General features: G+C 69.2%; 16 protein-coding genes. 9 read left to right on the top strand and 7 right to left on the bottom strand.

Features of this window, described 5'->3' with window-relative positions; all coding sequences use genetic code 11:
* Window positions 1-12: 12 nt before the first annotated feature.
* Window positions 13-1,707 (top strand): FAD/NAD(P)-binding protein, encoded by a 1,695-nt coding sequence (locus IE307_RS24995; RefSeq protein WP_191301662.1) that lies wholly within the window; start codon window positions 13-15, stop codon window positions 1,705-1,707.
* Here IE307_RS24995 and IE307_RS24990 read toward each other — a convergent pair.
* Genes IE307_RS24990 through IE307_RS24980 form a run of 3 tightly spaced genes read right to left on the bottom strand, consistent with a single transcriptional unit; the run spans window position 1,696 to window position 4,352 of the window.
* A complete protein-coding gene (locus IE307_RS24990) occupies window positions 1,696-2,163 on the bottom strand; it encodes a flavin reductase family protein (protein ID WP_191301661.1) in 468 nt (155 codons plus the stop codon). The genes IE307_RS24995 and IE307_RS24990 overlap by 12 nt on opposite strands.
* Entirely contained in the window at window positions 2,160-2,639 is a 480-nt protein-coding gene (locus IE307_RS24985; RefSeq protein ID WP_191301659.1) for an NADPH-dependent FMN reductase, read from the bottom strand. Before IE307_RS24985 ends, IE307_RS24990 begins: the two co-directional genes overlap by 4 nt.
* A 57-nt stretch (window positions 2,640-2,696) precedes the next feature.
* Complete coding sequence (locus tag IE307_RS24980; protein WP_191301657.1) at window positions 2,697-4,352, bottom strand: FAD-binding dehydrogenase; 1,656 nt, start codon at window positions 4,350-4,352, stop codon at window positions 2,697-2,699.
* Between the two features lie 72 nt (window positions 4,353-4,424).
* On the opposite strand from IE307_RS24980, the gene IE307_RS24975 reads away from it, so the two are divergent.
* Window positions 4,425-4,844 carry a cupin domain-containing protein gene (locus IE307_RS24975; protein ID WP_191301655.1) on the top strand — a complete coding sequence of 140 codons (420 nt, stop codon included), beginning with the start codon at window positions 4,425-4,427 and terminating at the stop codon, window positions 4,842-4,844.
* A 371-nt stretch (window positions 4,845-5,215) separates the two neighbouring features.
* Here the strand turns inward: IE307_RS24975 and IE307_RS24970 are convergent, their stop codons facing one another.
* Window positions 5,216-5,902 (bottom strand): hypothetical protein, encoded by a 687-nt coding sequence (locus IE307_RS24970; RefSeq protein ID WP_191301653.1) that lies wholly within the window; start codon window positions 5,900-5,902, stop codon window positions 5,216-5,218.
* Window positions 5,903-6,058: 156 nt separating this feature from the next.
* Between IE307_RS24970 and IE307_RS24965 the strand changes: the two genes are divergently transcribed.
* Both IE307_RS24965 and IE307_RS24960 read left to right on the top strand, forming a co-directional pair.
* Window positions 6,059-6,556 carry a hypothetical protein gene (locus IE307_RS24965; protein ID WP_191301651.1) on the top strand — a complete coding sequence of 166 codons (498 nt, stop codon included), beginning with the start codon at window positions 6,059-6,061 and terminating at the stop codon, window positions 6,554-6,556.
* A gap of 250 nt (window positions 6,557-6,806) precedes the next feature.
* Window positions 6,807-10,040: a S8 family serine peptidase gene (locus tag IE307_RS24960; RefSeq protein ID WP_191301648.1), complete on the top strand. Its 3,234-nt coding sequence runs from the start codon at window positions 6,807-6,809 to the stop codon at window positions 10,038-10,040.
* Between the two features lie 51 nt (window positions 10,041-10,091).
* Here IE307_RS24960 and IE307_RS24955 read toward each other — a convergent pair whose 3' ends face one another.
* Together IE307_RS24955 and IE307_RS24950 are read right to left on the bottom strand one after the other, a co-directional pair.
* The gene (locus tag IE307_RS24955) at window positions 10,092-10,367 is read right to left on the bottom strand and encodes a hypothetical protein (protein ID WP_191301646.1); all 276 of its coding nucleotides are present in this window, start codon (window positions 10,365-10,367) and stop codon (window positions 10,092-10,094) included.
* Window positions 10,368-10,516: 149 nt separating this feature from the next.
* Complete coding sequence (locus tag IE307_RS24950) at window positions 10,517-11,599, bottom strand: mechanosensitive ion channel family protein (RefSeq protein WP_229905031.1); 1,083 nt, start codon at window positions 11,597-11,599, stop codon at window positions 10,517-10,519.
* Between the two features lie 81 nt (window positions 11,600-11,680).
* On the opposite strand from IE307_RS24950, the gene IE307_RS24945 reads away from it, so the two are divergent.
* The 5 genes from IE307_RS24945 to IE307_RS24925 all read left to right on the top strand — a co-directional run bounded on the left by IE307_RS24945 (window position 11,681) and on the right by IE307_RS24925 (window position 15,766).
* The gene (locus IE307_RS24945; RefSeq protein ID WP_191301644.1) at window positions 11,681-11,902 is read left to right on the top strand and encodes a hypothetical protein; all 222 of its coding nucleotides are present in this window, start codon (window positions 11,681-11,683) and stop codon (window positions 11,900-11,902) included.
* A gap of 67 nt (window positions 11,903-11,969) precedes the next feature.
* Window positions 11,970-12,974, top strand: a complete 1,005-nt coding sequence (locus IE307_RS24940; RefSeq protein WP_191301642.1) for a protein kinase family protein — start codon at window positions 11,970-11,972, stop codon at window positions 12,972-12,974.
* A 2-nt stretch (window positions 12,975-12,976) separates the two neighbouring features.
* The gene (locus tag IE307_RS24935; RefSeq protein WP_191301640.1) at window positions 12,977-13,957 is read left to right on the top strand and encodes a hypothetical protein; all 981 of its coding nucleotides are present in this window, start codon (window positions 12,977-12,979) and stop codon (window positions 13,955-13,957) included.
* Window positions 13,957-15,171 carry an adenylosuccinate synthetase gene (locus tag IE307_RS24930; protein WP_191301638.1) on the top strand — a complete coding sequence of 405 codons (1,215 nt, stop codon included), beginning with the start codon at window positions 13,957-13,959 and terminating at the stop codon, window positions 15,169-15,171. The genes IE307_RS24935 and IE307_RS24930 overlap by 1 nt, the downstream gene beginning before the upstream one ends.
* On the top strand, window positions 15,122-15,766 hold the full coding sequence (locus IE307_RS24925) for an NUDIX hydrolase (RefSeq protein ID WP_191301636.1): 645 nt from the start codon (window positions 15,122-15,124) through the stop codon (window positions 15,764-15,766). The genes IE307_RS24930 and IE307_RS24925 overlap by 50 nt, the downstream gene beginning before the upstream one ends.
* Here IE307_RS24925 and IE307_RS24920 read toward each other — a convergent pair.
* The gene (locus tag IE307_RS24920; protein ID WP_229905030.1) at window positions 15,744-16,868 is read right to left on the bottom strand and encodes a M1 family metallopeptidase; all 1,125 of its coding nucleotides are present in this window, start codon (window positions 16,866-16,868) and stop codon (window positions 15,744-15,746) included. The genes IE307_RS24925 and IE307_RS24920 overlap by 23 nt on opposite strands.
* Between the last annotated feature and the right edge of the window lie 7 nt (window positions 16,869-16,875).

Genomic DNA, 16,875 nt, shown 5'->3' with positions numbered 1-16,875 from the left:
GGAAAGACGCGCATGCGCTCACTCGTCGTCATCGGTGGCGGCCCCCGTGCCGCCGGCCTGCTGGAACGCATCGCCGCCCAGTCGCCCACGTTGCCGCTGGCCGTGCACGTCGTCGACCCGTTCCCGCCGGGTGCGGGCCGGGTGTGGCGGCACGCCCAATCCCCGTTGCTGCGCATGAACTCCATGGCCGAGGACGTGACGGTCTTCACGGACTCCTCCTTCGACGGCGTGGGCCCGATCCGCCCCGGACCGTCGCTGGCGGAGTGGACCGACATCGATCCGACAGCCTTTCCCTCACGTCAGGTGCAGAGCGGGTACCTGGAGTGGTTCTTCGGTCACGTCAAGGAATCTCTGCCTCCGAACATCTCTGTGACCGTGCATCAGGCCACGGCGCTGAAGGTCGTCGGCGACTGGGTGTGGCTGGACAACGGGTCCTCGCTGCGCGGCGACGTCGTCGTGCTCGCGCTGGGCCACCTCGACGCCGACCCGGAGCCCGAGCACCGCAAGCTCGCCGAGCACGCCTCGGAGCACGGCCTGGTCTACGTGCCGCCGCTGTACTCGGCCGACGCGGACCTGTCCGCCGTCACCGGGGACGTGGTGCTGCGCGGGTTCGGGCTCGCGTTCATCGACCTGATGGTGTTGCTCACCGAGGGGCGCGGCGGCCGGTACGTGCGGGGGCCTGAGGGGCTGACCTACCTGCCTTCCGGTGCCGAACCGACGCTGTACGTGGGGTCGCGGCGCGGTGTGCCGTACCACTCGAAGACCGGCTACCGGCTGCAGGGAACGCGTCCTTCGTTGCCGCACTTCTTCGTGGCCGCCGACCTGCAGGGCCAGGACCTGGACTTCCGGGACGACGTGTGGCCGTTGATGGCCAAGGAGATCGCGTGGGGCCACTACCACGAGCTCTTCACCGGCCACCCCGGCCTGGTGCGGATGCCGTTCGTGGAGTTCGCCGCGTCGTTCACGGCTCTGCCCTGGTACAGCGACGAGATGCGCGAGCTGGAGGTGCTCGCGGTGCCCGACCCGGCCGACCGCGTCGACTTCGAACGCCTCGACCGCCCGCTGGCCGGCATCACGTTCGCGACCGCGGAGGAGTTCCAGGAGCACCTGCGCTCGTACGTCGAGGCCGACGTGGCCCGGCGCTCGGATCCGCGCTACAGCGCCGATCTGGGAGCCTTCATGGCCCTGCTGTCGGTGTACGGCCAACTGGCGGGCCTCATGCCGTTCGACGGCTGGTGGCACGGCTACTTCAGCTACCTCGCGTCCGGCCCGCCGCCGGACCGGCTGGAGGAGTTGCTGGCGTTGTCGCGCGCGGGAATCGTGCGGTTCCTCGGCGCCGACATGTGGGTGGACGCCGTGGAGGGCGCGTTCGTGGCGGGCAGCGCGACGACACCCGAGGTGGTGCGCGCTAACGGCCTGATCGAGGCCCGCCTGCCCACGCATTCGTTGTCGCGCACGGCGGATCCGGTGCTGCGGTCGTTGCGTGCCGTGGGCGACATCTCCGAGGACGCCGCCGGGCTGGTGAGGGTGTCACCGGTGGGCAGGCTGATCAACGAGAACGGCGACGAGGACCCGATCCGGTTCGCCGTGGGGCCTTACACGACGGGCAAGGCGTACGCGGCGTTCGCGCGACCGAACACGAACGCCCCGGCGTTCCGCCAGAACGACCTCCTGGCGAGGGAGATCCTCGCGGTCCTAGGCGACTGAGGTGTAGCGCCCCTGGTGCCGCACCAGGGGCGTGGCGATGTCGGTGTGCGTGATGTCCAGCGGCTCGCCGACGAGCGCCACGTGGTCGCCGACCGCGATCCGCCGGGAAGTCCTGCAGCGCAACCGGACCGGCGCGTCGAGCAGCCACGGCACGCCGTCGTCGTCCTCCTGCCACCGCGTGCCGTCGCCGAACCTGTCGACGCCCTTCGTCGCGAACAGGTCCGCGAGCCCGGTCTGCGTCGAGTCCAGCAGGTGCACGGCGAACAGGGGAGCGGTCCGCAGCACCGGCCACACCGACGCGCCCTCGCCGATCCACACGACGACCAGCGGCGGTTCGAACGACGCCGACGTGAACGACGAAACCGTTGTGCCGACCGGACCTCCGGCACCGCTGGCCGTGACGATCGTGACGGCCTGGGCGTGGTGCCTCAACGCGTTGCGCAGCTGCTCCTTCATCGCAGCACCTTCAGCGCGTCCAGGTCGAACGTCGTGGCGTCGGCGGGAAGCGCGGCCTCGTTGAGGAAGAAGGCCTGCGGCACCACGGCGCCCAGCTCGGCGAGGACGGGCCTGAGGTGCACCTCGACGGCCAGCGCGTGCTTGTCGGCGGCGGCGATCTGCAGCGGGAGGACGACCTTGCCCTTGAGCCAGCCCGGCGGTGCCTGGTCCAGCACGGCCTTCAGCAGCCCGGTGTACGCGGCCTTGTAGGTCGGCGTCGCCACCACCAGCACCTCGGCCTGCCCGAGCGCCTCCAGCGCGGCCTTGACCGTGTCCGGTTCCGTGAAGACGGCAGGCGCCAGCTCCGCCGCTTCGACGACAGGACCCTCGACGGGCACGCCCAGCGTCGCCGCGAGGGCCTCGCGCAGGGCCAGGGCCGCCTGCAGCGTGCGGGAGGCGGGCCGCGGGTTGCCGACCAGAACACCGATCTGCGTCATGCCGTCCAGCACAGCCGCAAGCCGGGGGACCGTCAACCCGCGTCCACCACGCGAGAACTACTTGACCGCGTCCGCCGCCGAACGCCCGGCCACCCGTCCGGAGAACAGGCAGCCGCCGAGGAACGTGCCCTCGAGCGCCCGGTAGCCGTGCACGCCACCGCCGCCGAACCCGGCGGCCTCACCGGCGGCGTACAGACCCGGCAGCACCTCGCCGGACGTGTCGAGCACCCGCGACGACAGGTCGGTGTGCAGGCCGCCCAGCGTCTTGCGCGTGAGCACCGAGAGCCTGACCGCGATCAGCGGACCGGCCTTGGGGTCGAGCAGCCGGTGCGGCTCGACGACCCGGATCAGCTTGTCCGTCAGGAAGTTCCGGGTCTGGCGGATCGCGTTGATCTGCGAGTCCTTGCTCAGCCCGGCGGTGACCTGGCGGTCGCGCTCGACGATCGTCTTCTCCAGCGCGGCCGCGTCGATCCGGGAATCGCCGATCAACGCGTTCATCCCGCGCGCCAGGTCCGCGACCGTGCCCGCCTGGATGAACTCCTTGGACTTCTGCGCGAACGCCTCCACGGGCGCGACCGCGCCGGGCAGTGCGCGCTTGAGGACGGCCCTCGTGTCCTTGCCCGTCAGGTCGGGGTTCTGCTCGGAGCCCGACAGCGCGAACTCCTTGCCGATGATCCGCTTGTTCAGCACGAACCACGAGTGCTCGTGGCCGTGAGTGGTGATGTGCTGCAACGACCCCAGCGAGTCGAAGCCGGGGAACAGCGGGATCGGCAGCCGCTTGCCGTCGGCGTCGAGCCACAGCGGCGACGGGCCGGGCAGGATGCGGATGCCGTGCCGCGACCAGACGGGCGCGTAGTTCGCGATGCCCTCGGGGTAGTGCCACATGCGGTCGGCGTTGATGATCGCGCCGCCGGCCTTCTGCGTGATCTCGAGCATCGAGCCGTCCACGAAGTCCGGCACACCGGCGATCATGTACTTCGGCGGCTTGCCCATCCGCTCGGGCCAGTTCTTGCGCACCAGGTCGTGGTTGCCGCCGATGCCGCCGGACGTGACGATCACGGCCTGCGCGCTGAGGGAGAAGTCGCCGACGACCGTGCGCGAGCTGGGTTCGGCCCTGCCGACCGACGACGGCTCCAGCACGTCACCGGACACGCCGTCGCACACGCCGTTGGTGACGTTGACGCTCGTGACCTTGTGGCGGAACTTGAGCGTCACGAGTCCCTTCGCGACGGCCTCCCGCACCCGGCGCTCGAACGGTTCGACGATGCCCGGCCCGGTGCCCCACGTGACGTGGAAGCGCGGCACCGAGTTGCCGTGCCCGTCCGCCAGGTAGCCACCGCGCTCGGCCCACTGCACGAGCGGGAACCAGCGCACCCCCATGTTGTGCAGCCAGGAGCGCTTCTCACCGGCGGCGAAGTCCACATAGGCCTGTGCCCACAGCCGTGGCCAGTGGTCCTCCTCCCGGTCGAAGGCCGCCGAGCCCATCCAGTCCTGCAACGCCAGGTCGTGCGAGTCCTTGACCCGAAGCCTGCGCTGCTCGGGGGTGTCCACCAGGAACAGCCCGCCGAACGACCACCACGCCTGGCCGCCGAGCGACGCTTCCGGCTCCTGGTCGAGGAGGATGACCTTGCGACCCGCGTCGGCGAGCTCTGCGGTCGCGACGAGACCTGCGAGGCCCGCGCCGACGACGATGACATCCGCGTCATGTGCCATCGGGCGAGTCTAGATCGACCGCTGGTCACGCACGAGACCTGAGTCAATTTCACTTTTTGGGGGAGAGCGTTCATGTCGTTCCGACCGGCCTCTGAGGTGGGCTTCAGCACCCGGACCACCCGTTTCGTGGCGCCCGGCTCCGCGACGAACGGCGAGTTCGGCCTGTTCGAGTGGCGGATGGAGGCCCGTCAGCCGGGCGCGCGGCCGCACTTCCACAAGACGTTCTCCGAGTCGTTCTACGTGCTCGAGGGCGAGATCACGCTGCTCGACGGCGACGAGTGGGTTCGTGCGGGTGAGGGCGACTTCCTCTATGTGCCCGCCGACCGCCCGCACGCGTTCCGCAACGACAGCGACGCTCCCGTGCGGATGCTGATCCTCTTCTCGCCGGGGATCGCCCGCGAGGAGTTCTTCCTCGAGGTCGGGGACGCGAAGGGCATGTCGCCTGAGGAGCTGGTCGCGTTCTACGAGCGCCACGACCAGTACAACCTCTGAGGGTGCCGCCGACCGCCACTACCGGTGAGGGGGGTTTACCGGAGTGCCGGTCGACGGCGGGCTGACCGCGGCGCGAGCACGCACGCCTGCGGAAGGGCTTTTCCGGCCTGGGGGTGCCGGATCGCCCTGGCGCGCAGCTCGAGCGCCGGCGGCCAACCACTTCGTTGAACGTACAACCGAACCGCTGTGTTCCGGTCGGCTTTCACTGTGACCAGGCTCAACACCTTCAGGTTTCCTTCAGGTTCGGCCGGGTCGGCTCACCGGACGTGACGGCCCGGATGCCCACGATCACGAGCCTCGCCGACCGGCGTCGAGCTGCCGGGTCCTGTCCGCGAGTCCGCTGCGGATCGAACCGTGGTGCGACGACCGCTCTAGCTCAGATCGTTGAGCTTCTTCTCCGCCGCCTTGCGCGCCTTCTCCGCGGCCGACGTGACCCGCTTGGCGTCCTCCAGCCGTTCCGCGGCCCGGTCGAACGCCCGCTGCGCCGCCAGCTGATCGGCCTGGGCCTCCCCTAGAGCCTGCTCGGCCTCGTCCAGCGCCTGCTGCGCCTCGGCCTGCTTGCGCTCCTGCCGCTCCCTGCGCTTGCGGGCGAGCGCGTCCTCCCCGTCCTGCGCCGGCTCGGGCTCCGGCAGCGCGAACCCGAACCCGGAGTACTCGAGCGGCTTGGTCAGGTGCCCGCCCCGCACCTGCTCGGCCGACTCGGGATCGGCCATCGCGGCCGTCAGCGTGTTCCGGACGTGCGTGACGGCGTCGTCCGCCAACGGCCCCGTGAGCTCCAGCGTGCGGTAGACGAGGGCCTCCAGCAGCTCCTTGCGCTTGCGACCGAGCTCCCGCATGGTCAGCTTGGCCGTGGAGAGCCCCAGCGCCTCCTGGAGGCCCTCAGGGGCGTCCCGGACGAGCTTGTTGACCGCCCAGGCGCCCACCGTCGGCTTGCGCAGGTCCTGGATGGCCTTGGCCAGGTCTTTGTCGCCGGCCTGCTTGGCGGCGGCGTTGCGGGCTGCGGTGAAGTCCTTCGGGGGCAGCCCGTACAGCTCGTCGGCGACCGGCTTCAGGTCCATGGGCGCAAGGTAGCGCCTGGACAGCCCCCAGTCCTGCGGAACGTTCAACAGGACGGCACCGGCGAGCGTTGAAGAGCCGAGTGCTCGAAATCGGGTAAACAGGAGGGAGACATGCACACCAGGTGGAGATGGGTCCTGTTCGGCCTCGGCGCAGCCGTGGCCGCCGTCGGGCCGCTCGCAGCCAAGGACGGCCCCTGGTACGCCTACGTCTTCGGCGGCCTGTGGTTCCTCATGGGCGCGACGGTGGCGTGGCGGACCTTCAACATGGGCACGAAGCTCACCGCCGAGGGCCTCATCTCGAACGGCCTCGACAGCCAGACCACCGTCGAGTGGTGCGACGTGCAGGGGTTCGAGCCGAAGCGCAGCCGGAACCTGATCTTCTTCCACACCATCACGCCCGCGGCGCAACTCCACGGCGGCACGCACGTGCTGACGGAGCTGAGCCTGCTTTCGATCAAAAAGGACTTCGTGCCCGAACGAACCGCGAAGCAGGTGACGGAACTCGAGCAGGCGCTCGAAAAGCACCGCAAAACCTGCCCGTCGTGCGGAGCGCAGCCCAAAGCGCTCGCGCCGCCGCAGGGGATCGTCGGTCGCCTGCGCACGAGATTGCGTGAGCTAATGGGCGGAAATGGCGACCGGTCCATCGCCCGATGACTGGTTTCGTTACACGCCAACGTCGTTCACCGTTGACAGAGCCTTGACATTCCCCTCCATCAGCTCTTGACTGGAGGACGGTTGCTCGTTCCACGGCGTAAAAGAAACGTGCAGCACTAAAAGTGCGCCCTTTCAAGCCTCTGAACAGTCCAATGTGGAAACAAGAATTGGGCTGAACCGACGATTGCCCCTCGCCAGGCGAAGAGATGTGCTTCGGAGCACTCTTTACCCCACGAAGGGCACATGCGCCGTGAAGAACTGGAGACGCCGCACCGGCACGGTCTTGCTGACCGCGGTGCTGGGCACTACCGGGTTCGGCTTCGCCGCCACCCCTGCCATCGCGCAGAACGCACCGCAGCAGCAGCCGGCCGCTGACAAGCAGCTGGACAAGCAGGACCGCGCACTCGTCGAACAGGCCGCCCAGCAGGGCAAGGCGACGGTCGACCTGCTGGTCGCCGCCGAGGACGGCAAGACCGACGCCGCGGTCAACGACCTCAAGGCGCTCGGCGCCACGGTCCAGAAGACCGAGAAGGACGTCGACTACGTCAAGGTGACCATCCCGCGCGAGAACGCGGAGAAGGCCGCCAAGCTGGCCTCGGTCAGCACCGTGGACGTCGACGGCCTGGTCGCGCTGGACAACCCGCGCCCCGAGGGCATGGAGAACCCGGCACCGCAGAAGGCGCCGAACTCCAAGACGCCGCGCACGAACCCGTACATGCCGACGCAGGACACGCAGGCGGCGCAGTTCGCCACCGCGCACCCGAAGTGGGACGGCCGCGGCACCACGATCGCCGTGATCGACTCCGGCATCGACCTGGACACCCCGGCCCTGCAGACGACCAGCACCGGTGAGCGCAAGATCATCGACTGGTACAACGCGAACGCCACGAACTCCGGCGACGGCACCTGGGTCACCATGACCAAGACCGGCCGCACCGGCACGTTCACCGAGGGCGGCAAGACCTACAAGGCGCCGGCCACCGGCGGCCCGTACTCGTTCGGCCTCTTCAGCGAGACCGCGGGCGACCTGAACCTCGCGAACAGCGAGACCGGCGGTGACATCAACCGCGACGGCGACCGCACGGACTCGTTCGGTGTCATCCAGGACATCACGACGAAGGAAGTCTTCGTCGACACCGATGGTGACGGCGACTTCACGAACAACAAGCGCATGATCGACTACAAGGTCAAGCAGGACGTCGGTTACTTCGGTACCGACAACCCCGCGACCCCCGTCGTCGAGCGCATCTCGTTCGTCGTGCAGACCGACCGCTCGATCTACGACAACGCGGGCACGCCGTACGTCAACCTCGGCATCTCGGGCGCCGCGCACGGCACGCACGTCGCCGGCATCACCGCCGCCCACAAGTTGTTCGACGGCAAGATGGCCGGTGCCGCGCCCGGCGCGAAGCTGATCGCCATCAAGGCCTGCCTCTCCACGCCGTCCTGCACCAGCTCCGGTCTCATCGACGGTGTCCTCTACGCCGCGCGCAACGGCGCCGACGTCGTGAACATCTCCATCGGTGGCCTCCCGGCGCTCAACGACGGCAACAACGCCCGTGCGGAGCTCTACAACCGCACGATCAACGAGTACAACGTCCAGCTCTTCATCTCGGCTGGCAACTCGGGCGCGGGCGCCAACACCGTCGGTGACCCGTCGGTCGCCACGGACGCGGTGAGCGTCGGCTCGTACATCACCAAGGAGACCTGGCTCTCCAACTACGGCTCGAAGACCGCGCAGAAGCAGAACCTGCACGGCTTCTCGTCGCGCGGCCCGGCCGAGGACGGCGGCTTCAAGCCGAACATCGTCGCGCCCGGCTCGGCGATCTCCACCACGCCGCGCTGGCAGCCCGGTGGCCCGGTGGCGGGCACCTACGCCCTCCCGCCCGGCTACTCGCAGTTCAACGGCACGTCGATGGCCGCCCCGCAGGCGACCGGTGCCGCCGCGCTGCTCGTGAGCGCGTACAAGGCCACGCACAACGGCCAGCGGCCGACCAGCGCCGAGCTGCGCTACGCGATCCAGCGCAGCGCGAACTACGTGGACACCCTCGGTGCCTACGAGCAGGGCGCGGGTCTCTTCAACACCAACGCCGCGTGGAAGCTGCTGGACAAGCACTCCACGCCGGACAAGGTCACCACGTCCGTCCCCGTCAACACCGTCCTCGCCGGCCTGCTGGCCACCCCGGGCGTCGGTGTCGGCATCCACGACCGCGAGGGCGTGACCGCGGGCCAGGAGTACACCCGCACCTACACGCTGACCCGCACCACGGGCCACGCGGACGAGACGTACAACGTTTCCTGGAAGGGCAACGACGGCACGTTCTCGGCGGCCAAGAAGGTCAAGCTGCCGCTGAACACGCCGGTCCAGTTCCCCGTCAAGATCAAGGCGAAGAACTCGGGCGCGCACAGCGCGGTCCTGCAGCTCGACAACCCGGAGACCCCCGGTGTCGACGTGCAGACCCTGAACGCCGTGTTCGCGGCGGACAACTTCAACGCCGCCAACAAGTTCTCGGTCACCAAGTCGGGCAAGATCGCGCGCAACCAGTCGACCAGCCTCTTCGTGAACGTGCCCAAGGGCACGACCGCGCTGAAGGTCGACATGAACGCCGGTGGCGCCGAGGCGGGCAAGGGCCAGGTGCGCTTCCTGCGCTACACCCCGCAGGGCGTCGGCTTCGACGTCAACTCGTCGACCAACTGCTACAACCCGGACGCCGGTGCCGGTTGTGCCGGTGGCACGCCCACCAGCCGCACGGTGGCCAGCCCGATGGCCGGTGTGTGGGAGATCGTGATCGAGGCCCGTCGCACCTCCGACGCCGCCGAGGCGCCGTACTCGGTGACCGCGTCGGTGCTCGGCACGACGATCAGCCCGAACCCGGACGTCATCCCGTCCGGCACCATCGGCACCCCGATCGAGCGCTCCTACACCGTCTCGAACACGCAGGCCAGCTTCAACGGCCGGCTCGCGGCGGGCGCTGTCGGCAGTGCCAAGACGGCACGTCCGACGATCGCGAACCTCGCGCAGCAGCAGTACCCGATCACCGTGCTGCCCGGTTCGACGCGGCTCACCGTCACGATCGGCAACACCGCCGATCAGGGCGCTGACCTCGACCTGGTCGTCTACAACTGCACGACGGGCAGCTGCGTGGCCGCCGGCACGTCGGCGGACGCGGACTCCGAGGAGTCGGTGACCATCACCAACCCGGCCGCCGGTCAGTGGGTCGCACTGGTGGACGGCTACGCGGTGCCCGCGGGCACCACGGAGTTCGACTACTTCGACGTCTTCACCTCGGCCGGTCTCGGCACGCTGTCCGTCACGGACAGCAACGCCGACCGCGCCGCCGGTGCGACGTGGAACGCGACGGGCGTCATCACGCCGCTGGGTCAGCCCGGTGCCGGCCGCGTGCTGCGTGGCGAGCTCGAGGTGCGCACGGCCGACAACACCGTCGTCGGTACCGGTGCCGTGATCGTCCAGGCAGTCAGCTAGTAGCTCGGTAGTACGTAGAAAGCCCCAGAATCCACGAGATTCTGGGGCTTTCTACGGTTCCGGCAACCTGTTGCTCAGCGGCTCGTCCACGTCCACCTTGGACACACCGGTGATCAGATACGCGTCTTCCACCTTGTCGACCGGCATCTCGGCCCGCAGGTAGCCGATTCTGGGATCCCGCGACTCGACGGTCGCGCCCAGCCTCGTCAGTGCCTGCTCGACCTCCCCGTCGCGTCCCGGCTGCACGGAGATCATCAGTGGCACTGTGAGGTGGCCGTCGCGCTTCGCCTGCTCGATCCGGTTCCTGTCCGGTTTCGCCGATGACACGACGGGCACCTCCGAGTAGGGCACGGTCGGGGACCCGTTCGTACCACAGCTGCCGAGAGCCAGCGCGCAAAACGCGACGGCGAGCGGTCTTCTCATGATCGAAGGACGGAACAGGCTCCGCGGGCGGTTGCACCGAATTTCCGGACGTTCTACTGCTTGGGGCCCGCAAACGCTTGCTCCCGCAGCGTCCCGTCCGCGCTCTCACCGAACACCCGCGCGTCCGTGTGCTGGTCAGAGGCGGGCTGCAGCCTGTTGACGCCGGAAACGGTTCGCGTGCGGATCTGCGGCAAAGAACCGTTGTGCTGACGGTGCACCCAGTCCACCAGGTGCTCCCGCGTGAGACAGCGCAGGTCCCACAACTTGCCGGCGTCGGCGGCGCTCACGAGCGCACGCACCCGCACGAACCCCTGAGTCGCTTGCGTCACCTGCAACACGGACACCCGCCCGTCCCACAGGTCGCTGCCCTCCAGCATGGACCGCATCTCCTGCCGCATCGCCTCGACCGGCACCGACCAGTCGAGATCGAGCTCGACGGTCCCGAGCAACGCGGACTGCGTGCGCGTCCAGTTCTCGAACGGCGTCTTCAGGAAGTACGACGTCGGCAGCACCAGCCGCCGGTCGTCCCACAGGTGCAGCACCACGTAAGTCAGCGTGATGTCCTCGACCCGCCCCCACTCACCGTCCACCACGACGACGTCGTCGAGCCGCACCGCGTCGCTGAACGCGATCTGCAACCCCGAGATCAGGTTCCCCAGCAACGACTGCGCCGAGAACGCCGCCACGGCACCGATCACCGCCGCCGACGCCAGCACCGTCGACCCGACCGCACGAGCACCGGGGAACGTCATCAGGATCGCGCCCACGGCCAGCACGCCGATGACCACCAGCACCAGCCGCCGCACCAGCGTGACCTGCGTGTGCACCCGCCGCGCGTGCCGGTTGTCCGTGACGTCCGTGCGAACGCGCGAGAGCGATATGTCCACAAGGGTGCTGATCAGCGCCGCGAGCAGCCACGCCCCGGCCAGGATCAGCGCGATGCCCAGCACGTGCAGCACCACCGGCGCGTCGACCGGGTACACGCTGAGGCTTATCTGTGCGGCCAGGAGCGCTCCGAACACCTGACCTGGCCGGTACATCTTCCCGCTGTGGGTGAAGCGGCGCACCAGCCGGTGGACCACCTCCACCACGAGCAGTGCGAAGGCCACGGAGCAGCCCATGACGACGAACAGCACGTTTCCTCCTCCCGTGTCGTGAACGGGTACCCGTCGTCCGGTCGGGGGAACACCATGAGCCGCCTCACCGAGACTGTGGTCATGACCATTTCTGAGTACGCGTACCTGTGGATCCCGCCGCACGGCAGGTACTTCCTGGTCGGGACCGCTGGTGCTGAGCACGGGTATCTGATCTGGGACTCGGTCACGAGAACCGCTCTCGTCATCGAGGATGACGACCTGGCGGACGAAGTCGCGGCGCGGATGGAGCGACAGGGCGTTCCGGTGGTGGCTCGCATCGCCGACGCGCCTGGGGCCTCGTAGTCCAAGTTTGAGTCACATCAACCAGAACATGCTTGCAATCGGAGTTTGAGTCTGTAAGACTCAAACCATGGTCACCACATCGGAGGCGCTGGAACTGGTGGAGCGAGCCACCTCGGCAGAAGGTCTGTTCGGGCCTCGCACCACCGACCCGGACAAGCGCAGGCAGGCACGACGCCTGTACCACGCGCTGGCCTCGGTCCTGCACCCCGACGTGGTCGGACCGGGCAACACCCGAGCGCACGAGGCGTCGGCGAACCTGACCCGCCTGCACCACGAGTGGACGCACAGCACGACGGTCGAACTGAAGACCAAGACCGGCGTCTACCGCATCGGGGAGCCGTTCGCGGTCGGCAGCATCGCCAACCTCTACGAGGCGGACGGGCCGCACGTGGTCAAGGTGGTGCGCAACCCGGCGCTCAACCCGTTGCTGCACGGCGAGTGGCACGCCCTGAGGCAGTTGGAGCGCTTCACCGACCGGAACCAGTGGCTGCGGCCGTTCTACCCGCGCCTGCTCGACACGTCGGGTGACGTCGCCAGGGGCTCGCGCGCCTTCACGGTGCTCGACCCGCTGCTCGAAGGCTTCGTGACGCTGAAGGTCGTCAAGGACGCGTTCCCGCACGGGCTGGACGGCCGCGACTACGCGTGGATGCACCGCAGGCTGCTCAAGGCGCTGGCCGGCGCGCACCAGATCGGGCTGGTGCACGGTGCCGTCACTGCGGAGAACGTGATGGTGCACCCGGAACAGCACGGGATCGTGCTGGCCGGCTGGTCGTTCGCCGTGGAGGAGGGGCAGCGGCTCCTCGCCACCAGTCGCACGATCGCCTACCCGCCGGAAGTCCAAGCGCAGAAACCGGTCACGGCCGCGACAGACGTCCACATGGCACACACGCTGATGCTCGAACTGTTGCAGCACAACGACCCTCGCCAGCAAGTCTTCGCCAGGGGCTGTTTGCAGGAACACCCGGCGCGCAGGCCTGACGCGGCAGACCTGCTCAACGAGTACGACGAACTGCTCGAAGAGCTCTACGGACCAAGGGTTTTCCGCCAGTTCGCACTTCCAAAGGGAGAATGACCATGGGACACGGCAAGTGGGACGACAACGCCTACGCGGCGGCCAAGACCTTCCGCGCGGCCAAGGGGATCGCGGACTTCGGCTACACCGCCTCGATCAAGTCGACGCCCGCGTCGAGCTGGAAGGCCGCGCCGGCGCTCGACCCGTTCAAGGTCGAGTACCGCGAGTGCCGCGACTCGCCCGACCACGCCGACTCGACACCGATCGCCGTGCTGTTCGACGTGACCGGGTCGATGGGCGCGGTGCCGCGGATCATGCAGGGCAAGCTCGGCAAGTTGCACGGACTGTTGCAGCGCAAGGGATATCTCGCTGACCCGCAGTTGATGTTCGGTGGCATCGGGGACGCCGACAGCGACCGCGTGCCGCTGCAGGTCGGGCAGTTCGAGTCGGACAACCGCATGGACGAGCAGCTGCGGGACATCTTCCTCGAGGGCAACGGCGGTGGGCAGAAGAGCGAGTCGTACGAGCTGGCCGCGTACTTCGTGGCACGGCACGTGGTCAGCGACGCGTGGCAGAAGCGCGGCAAGAAGGGGTACCTGTTCATCATCGGGGACGAGCTGAACAAGCCGCGGCTCGAGGCCAAGCACATCCGGCGCGTCATCGGTGACGACGTCAAGCAGGACATCGACCCGGTGTCGGTCTACCGCGAGCTCGCCCGCAAGTGGAACGTCTACTTCATCCTCCCCAACCAGTCGTCGTACTTCAACGACGACACCATCGGTGAGCACTGGCGGACGATCCTCGGGCAGAACTTCCTCAAGCTCGACGACCCCGGCGCCGTGTGCGAGCTGATCGCCGCGACGATCGGCGTGGAGGAGCAGGTCGTCGACCTCGACCAGGCGCTGGTGGACCTCGCCGAGATCGGGTCGGTCGCGGAGAGCAAGGCCGTCGGCAAGGCCCTGGTCGCCGTCGGCGCCGGCACGCGCCAGGTGGTGGCCGCGCCGCTCGGCATCGACGGCCCCGACGACGTGGCGCTGAGCTGATGAACGACCACGTGATCGTCGTCGGGCTCGGGTTCGGCGACGAGGGCAAGGGGGCGACCGTCGACGCGTTGTGCGGCGACGGGACGGTGTCGGCCGTCGTGCGGTTCAACGGGGGAGCGCAGGCCGCGCACAACGTGGTCGTCGACGGCCGGCACCACACCTTCAGCCAGTTCGGGTCGGGCACGCTCGCGGGCGTGCCGACCTGGCTCTCCCGGCACGTGCTCGTCGAACCGATCGCCCTGGCGACCGAGTCGCGCGAACTGGAGGCCCTGGGCGTCGACAACCCGCTCTCGCTGATGTCGATAGACGCCCAGGCGCTGCTCACGACACCGTTCCACGTCGCCGCGAACCGGGCCAGGGAGAGGGCGCGCGGCGGCGATCGGCACGGGTCGTGCGGGAAGGGCATTGGCGAAACGGTCTGGTACGGCCTGCTCAGCGGGGCTGCCGAGGGGGACGTGGTCGAGGACCAGATGGTGCTCGGCGCTCCGGGGCCCGCCCCGACCGTCGGCGACTGCCTCGACCCGAGAGCGCTCAGGGAGAAGCTGGACGCGCTCGCCCGGTTCTACGAGCCGCTGATCGGCGCCGGCCCGAGCGTGGACGAGCTGGTGATGCTCTACAGCTCGTTCGCGGACGCCGTGCGGATCACCCAGGGCCACGAAGGGCTGTTCGACGCCGGCCGAGTCGTCTTCGAAGGCGCGCAAGGCGTTCTGCTCGACGAGACCTACGGCTTCCACCCGCACACCACCTGGTCCACGGTCGTGCCGCGCAACGCGCGTGAGCTGCTCCAGGGACGTCCAGCGCGCGTGCTCGGCGTGACCAGGACCTACCAGACGCGCCACGGCGCCGGTCCGCTGCCGACCGAGGACCCCGGCGTGCTGGCCAGGTTCCCCGAGCGGCACAACGGCACCGGGGAGTTCCAGGGCGCGTGGCGGGCCGGGCACCTGGACGCGAACCTGCTGCGGTACGCCGTCGATTGCTGTGGGGGTGTCGACGGACTCGCGGTGACGCACCTGGACGCCGGAGGCCTGAAGGTCGCCACCGGCGAAGCACTGGAAGACCTGTCCGATCCCGTCGCCTACCTGGAGGACCTGCTCGGCGTGGACGTGCTCGTCACGGGCACGGGGCCGGCCAGGGCCGACTACGCGGTGCGGGAGAATCCACGACGTGATCGAGTCGACGTTGGTATCGGTGGACGTGATCGTGCTCCGGTTTGATCCGGAGGAACGCGCGGTGCTCGTGGGAGTGGCCCCGCGCGCGGGGGAGCCGTTCGCGGGGGCACTGGCACTGCCCGGCGTCCTGCTGGGCAGGGGCGAGCGGTTGCGCGACGCGAGCACCAGGGCCGTCACGGGCAAGCTCGGCCTCGCCGAGGAGTCCGTGACGGCGACGGGCCAGCTCGCCACGTTCGACGAGCCCTCGCGCGACCCGCGCGGGCCGACGCTGTCGATCGCGCTGTGGGCCACGGCGACCGGGGCGACCGGTGACGTGGCCGTCTGGAGCAGGTTCGACGCCATGCCCCCGCTCGCCTTCGACCACGACCGGATCGTCGCCGACTGCCGGCCGCTGCTGGCGGACAAGCTCTGGCGCGACGTGGCGTTCACCGCGGGGCTGCTCGGGCCGGAGTTCACGACGGCGCAGGCGCTCGACGTGACCGAGTCGCTGACCGGCGACCGGCCCTACCCGGCCAACCTGGGGCGCACGATGGACCGCGTGCCGGGCCTCGAACGCACCAACGAGCACGCGTCGGCGTTGCCCAAGGGCGGCCGTCCTCCGCTGGTGTGGAAGTGGTCTAGCGAGGCAGTTCGGGCTTGAACAGCCACCGGTCGAGCAGGTCGCGGTGCCCGGCCAGCAGGATGAAGTCCTCGGTCGTCACCACACCGTGCCGGTTGCGCGCACACCACTCCCGCAGCAGCGCGAAGAACGAGTCGTCGCCCATCTCGCGGCGCAGCGCGTGCACCGTCAGCGCCCCGCGCTTGTAGACCCTGTCGTCGAACCACTGGGACCGCTCAGGGCGCCCGATCACGATGTCCTGGGGCAGGCGCCGCACCAGGTCCCGTGCTCCAGCCGCACAGGCGTCCGCCGAACGGCCGCCGGACGCCTCGGACCACAGCCACTCCGCATAGCTGGCGAAACCCTCGTTCAGCCAGATGTGCTCCCACGCGGCGAGCCCGACGGAGTTGCCGAACCACTGGTGCGCCAGCTCGTGCGCGACCAGCCGTTCCGAACCGCGCCGGCCGTCCACGTGGTTCGCGCCGAACGTCGACAACCCTTGCGCCTCAACGGGAACGTCGAGCGCGTCATCCGTCACGACGACGGAGTACCGGGAGAACGGGTACGGCCCGAACAGCGACGAGAACAGGTCGATCATCGCGTTCTGCCGGCCGAAGTCGTGCGCTACCAGTCGCTTCAACCGCGACGGCGCCCAGACGCCCGGCAGCGCCTCGACGTACTGTCCGATCTGGACGGTCGCGAGGTAGGTGGCCATGGGCGCGGCCATCGAGTACGTCCACCGGGTGGTGCTGCCGGAGACCTTGCCGTCGACCAGCACCCCGTTGCACACCACCGTGTACGGCGAGGGTGCCGTCACCTCCAGGTGGTAGGAGGCCTTGGACGACGGTTCGTCGAGGCACGGGAACCACGACGGCGCGCCGATGGGCTGCGAGGCCACGATCGAGCCGTCCGTCAGCTCGTCCCAGCCGAGGTCGCCCCACTCCGGCGTCGAGATCGGCCTGGGAACGCCCGAGTACCGGACCTCGACGGTGAAGGCGCCGCGCACGGCCGCGCGGACGTTCAGCACGCCGCCCGCGTGCCCGTAGCGGGCGGGCCTGCCGTTCACCAGCAGCTTCGAGATCCGCAGCGATCCGAACGACAGCGAGAACGACGACAGGGGAGCGGGACAGGAAGCCTGCAGCACCGCGCGC

The organism is Lentzea cavernae (assembly GCF_014653695.1).
GTDB classification, from domain to species: domain Bacteria; phylum Actinomycetota; class Actinomycetes; order Mycobacteriales; family Pseudonocardiaceae; genus Lentzea; species Lentzea cavernae.
Note: the sequence above shows the minus strand (reverse complement) of the source record. Positions and strands in the feature narration are given on the sequence as shown.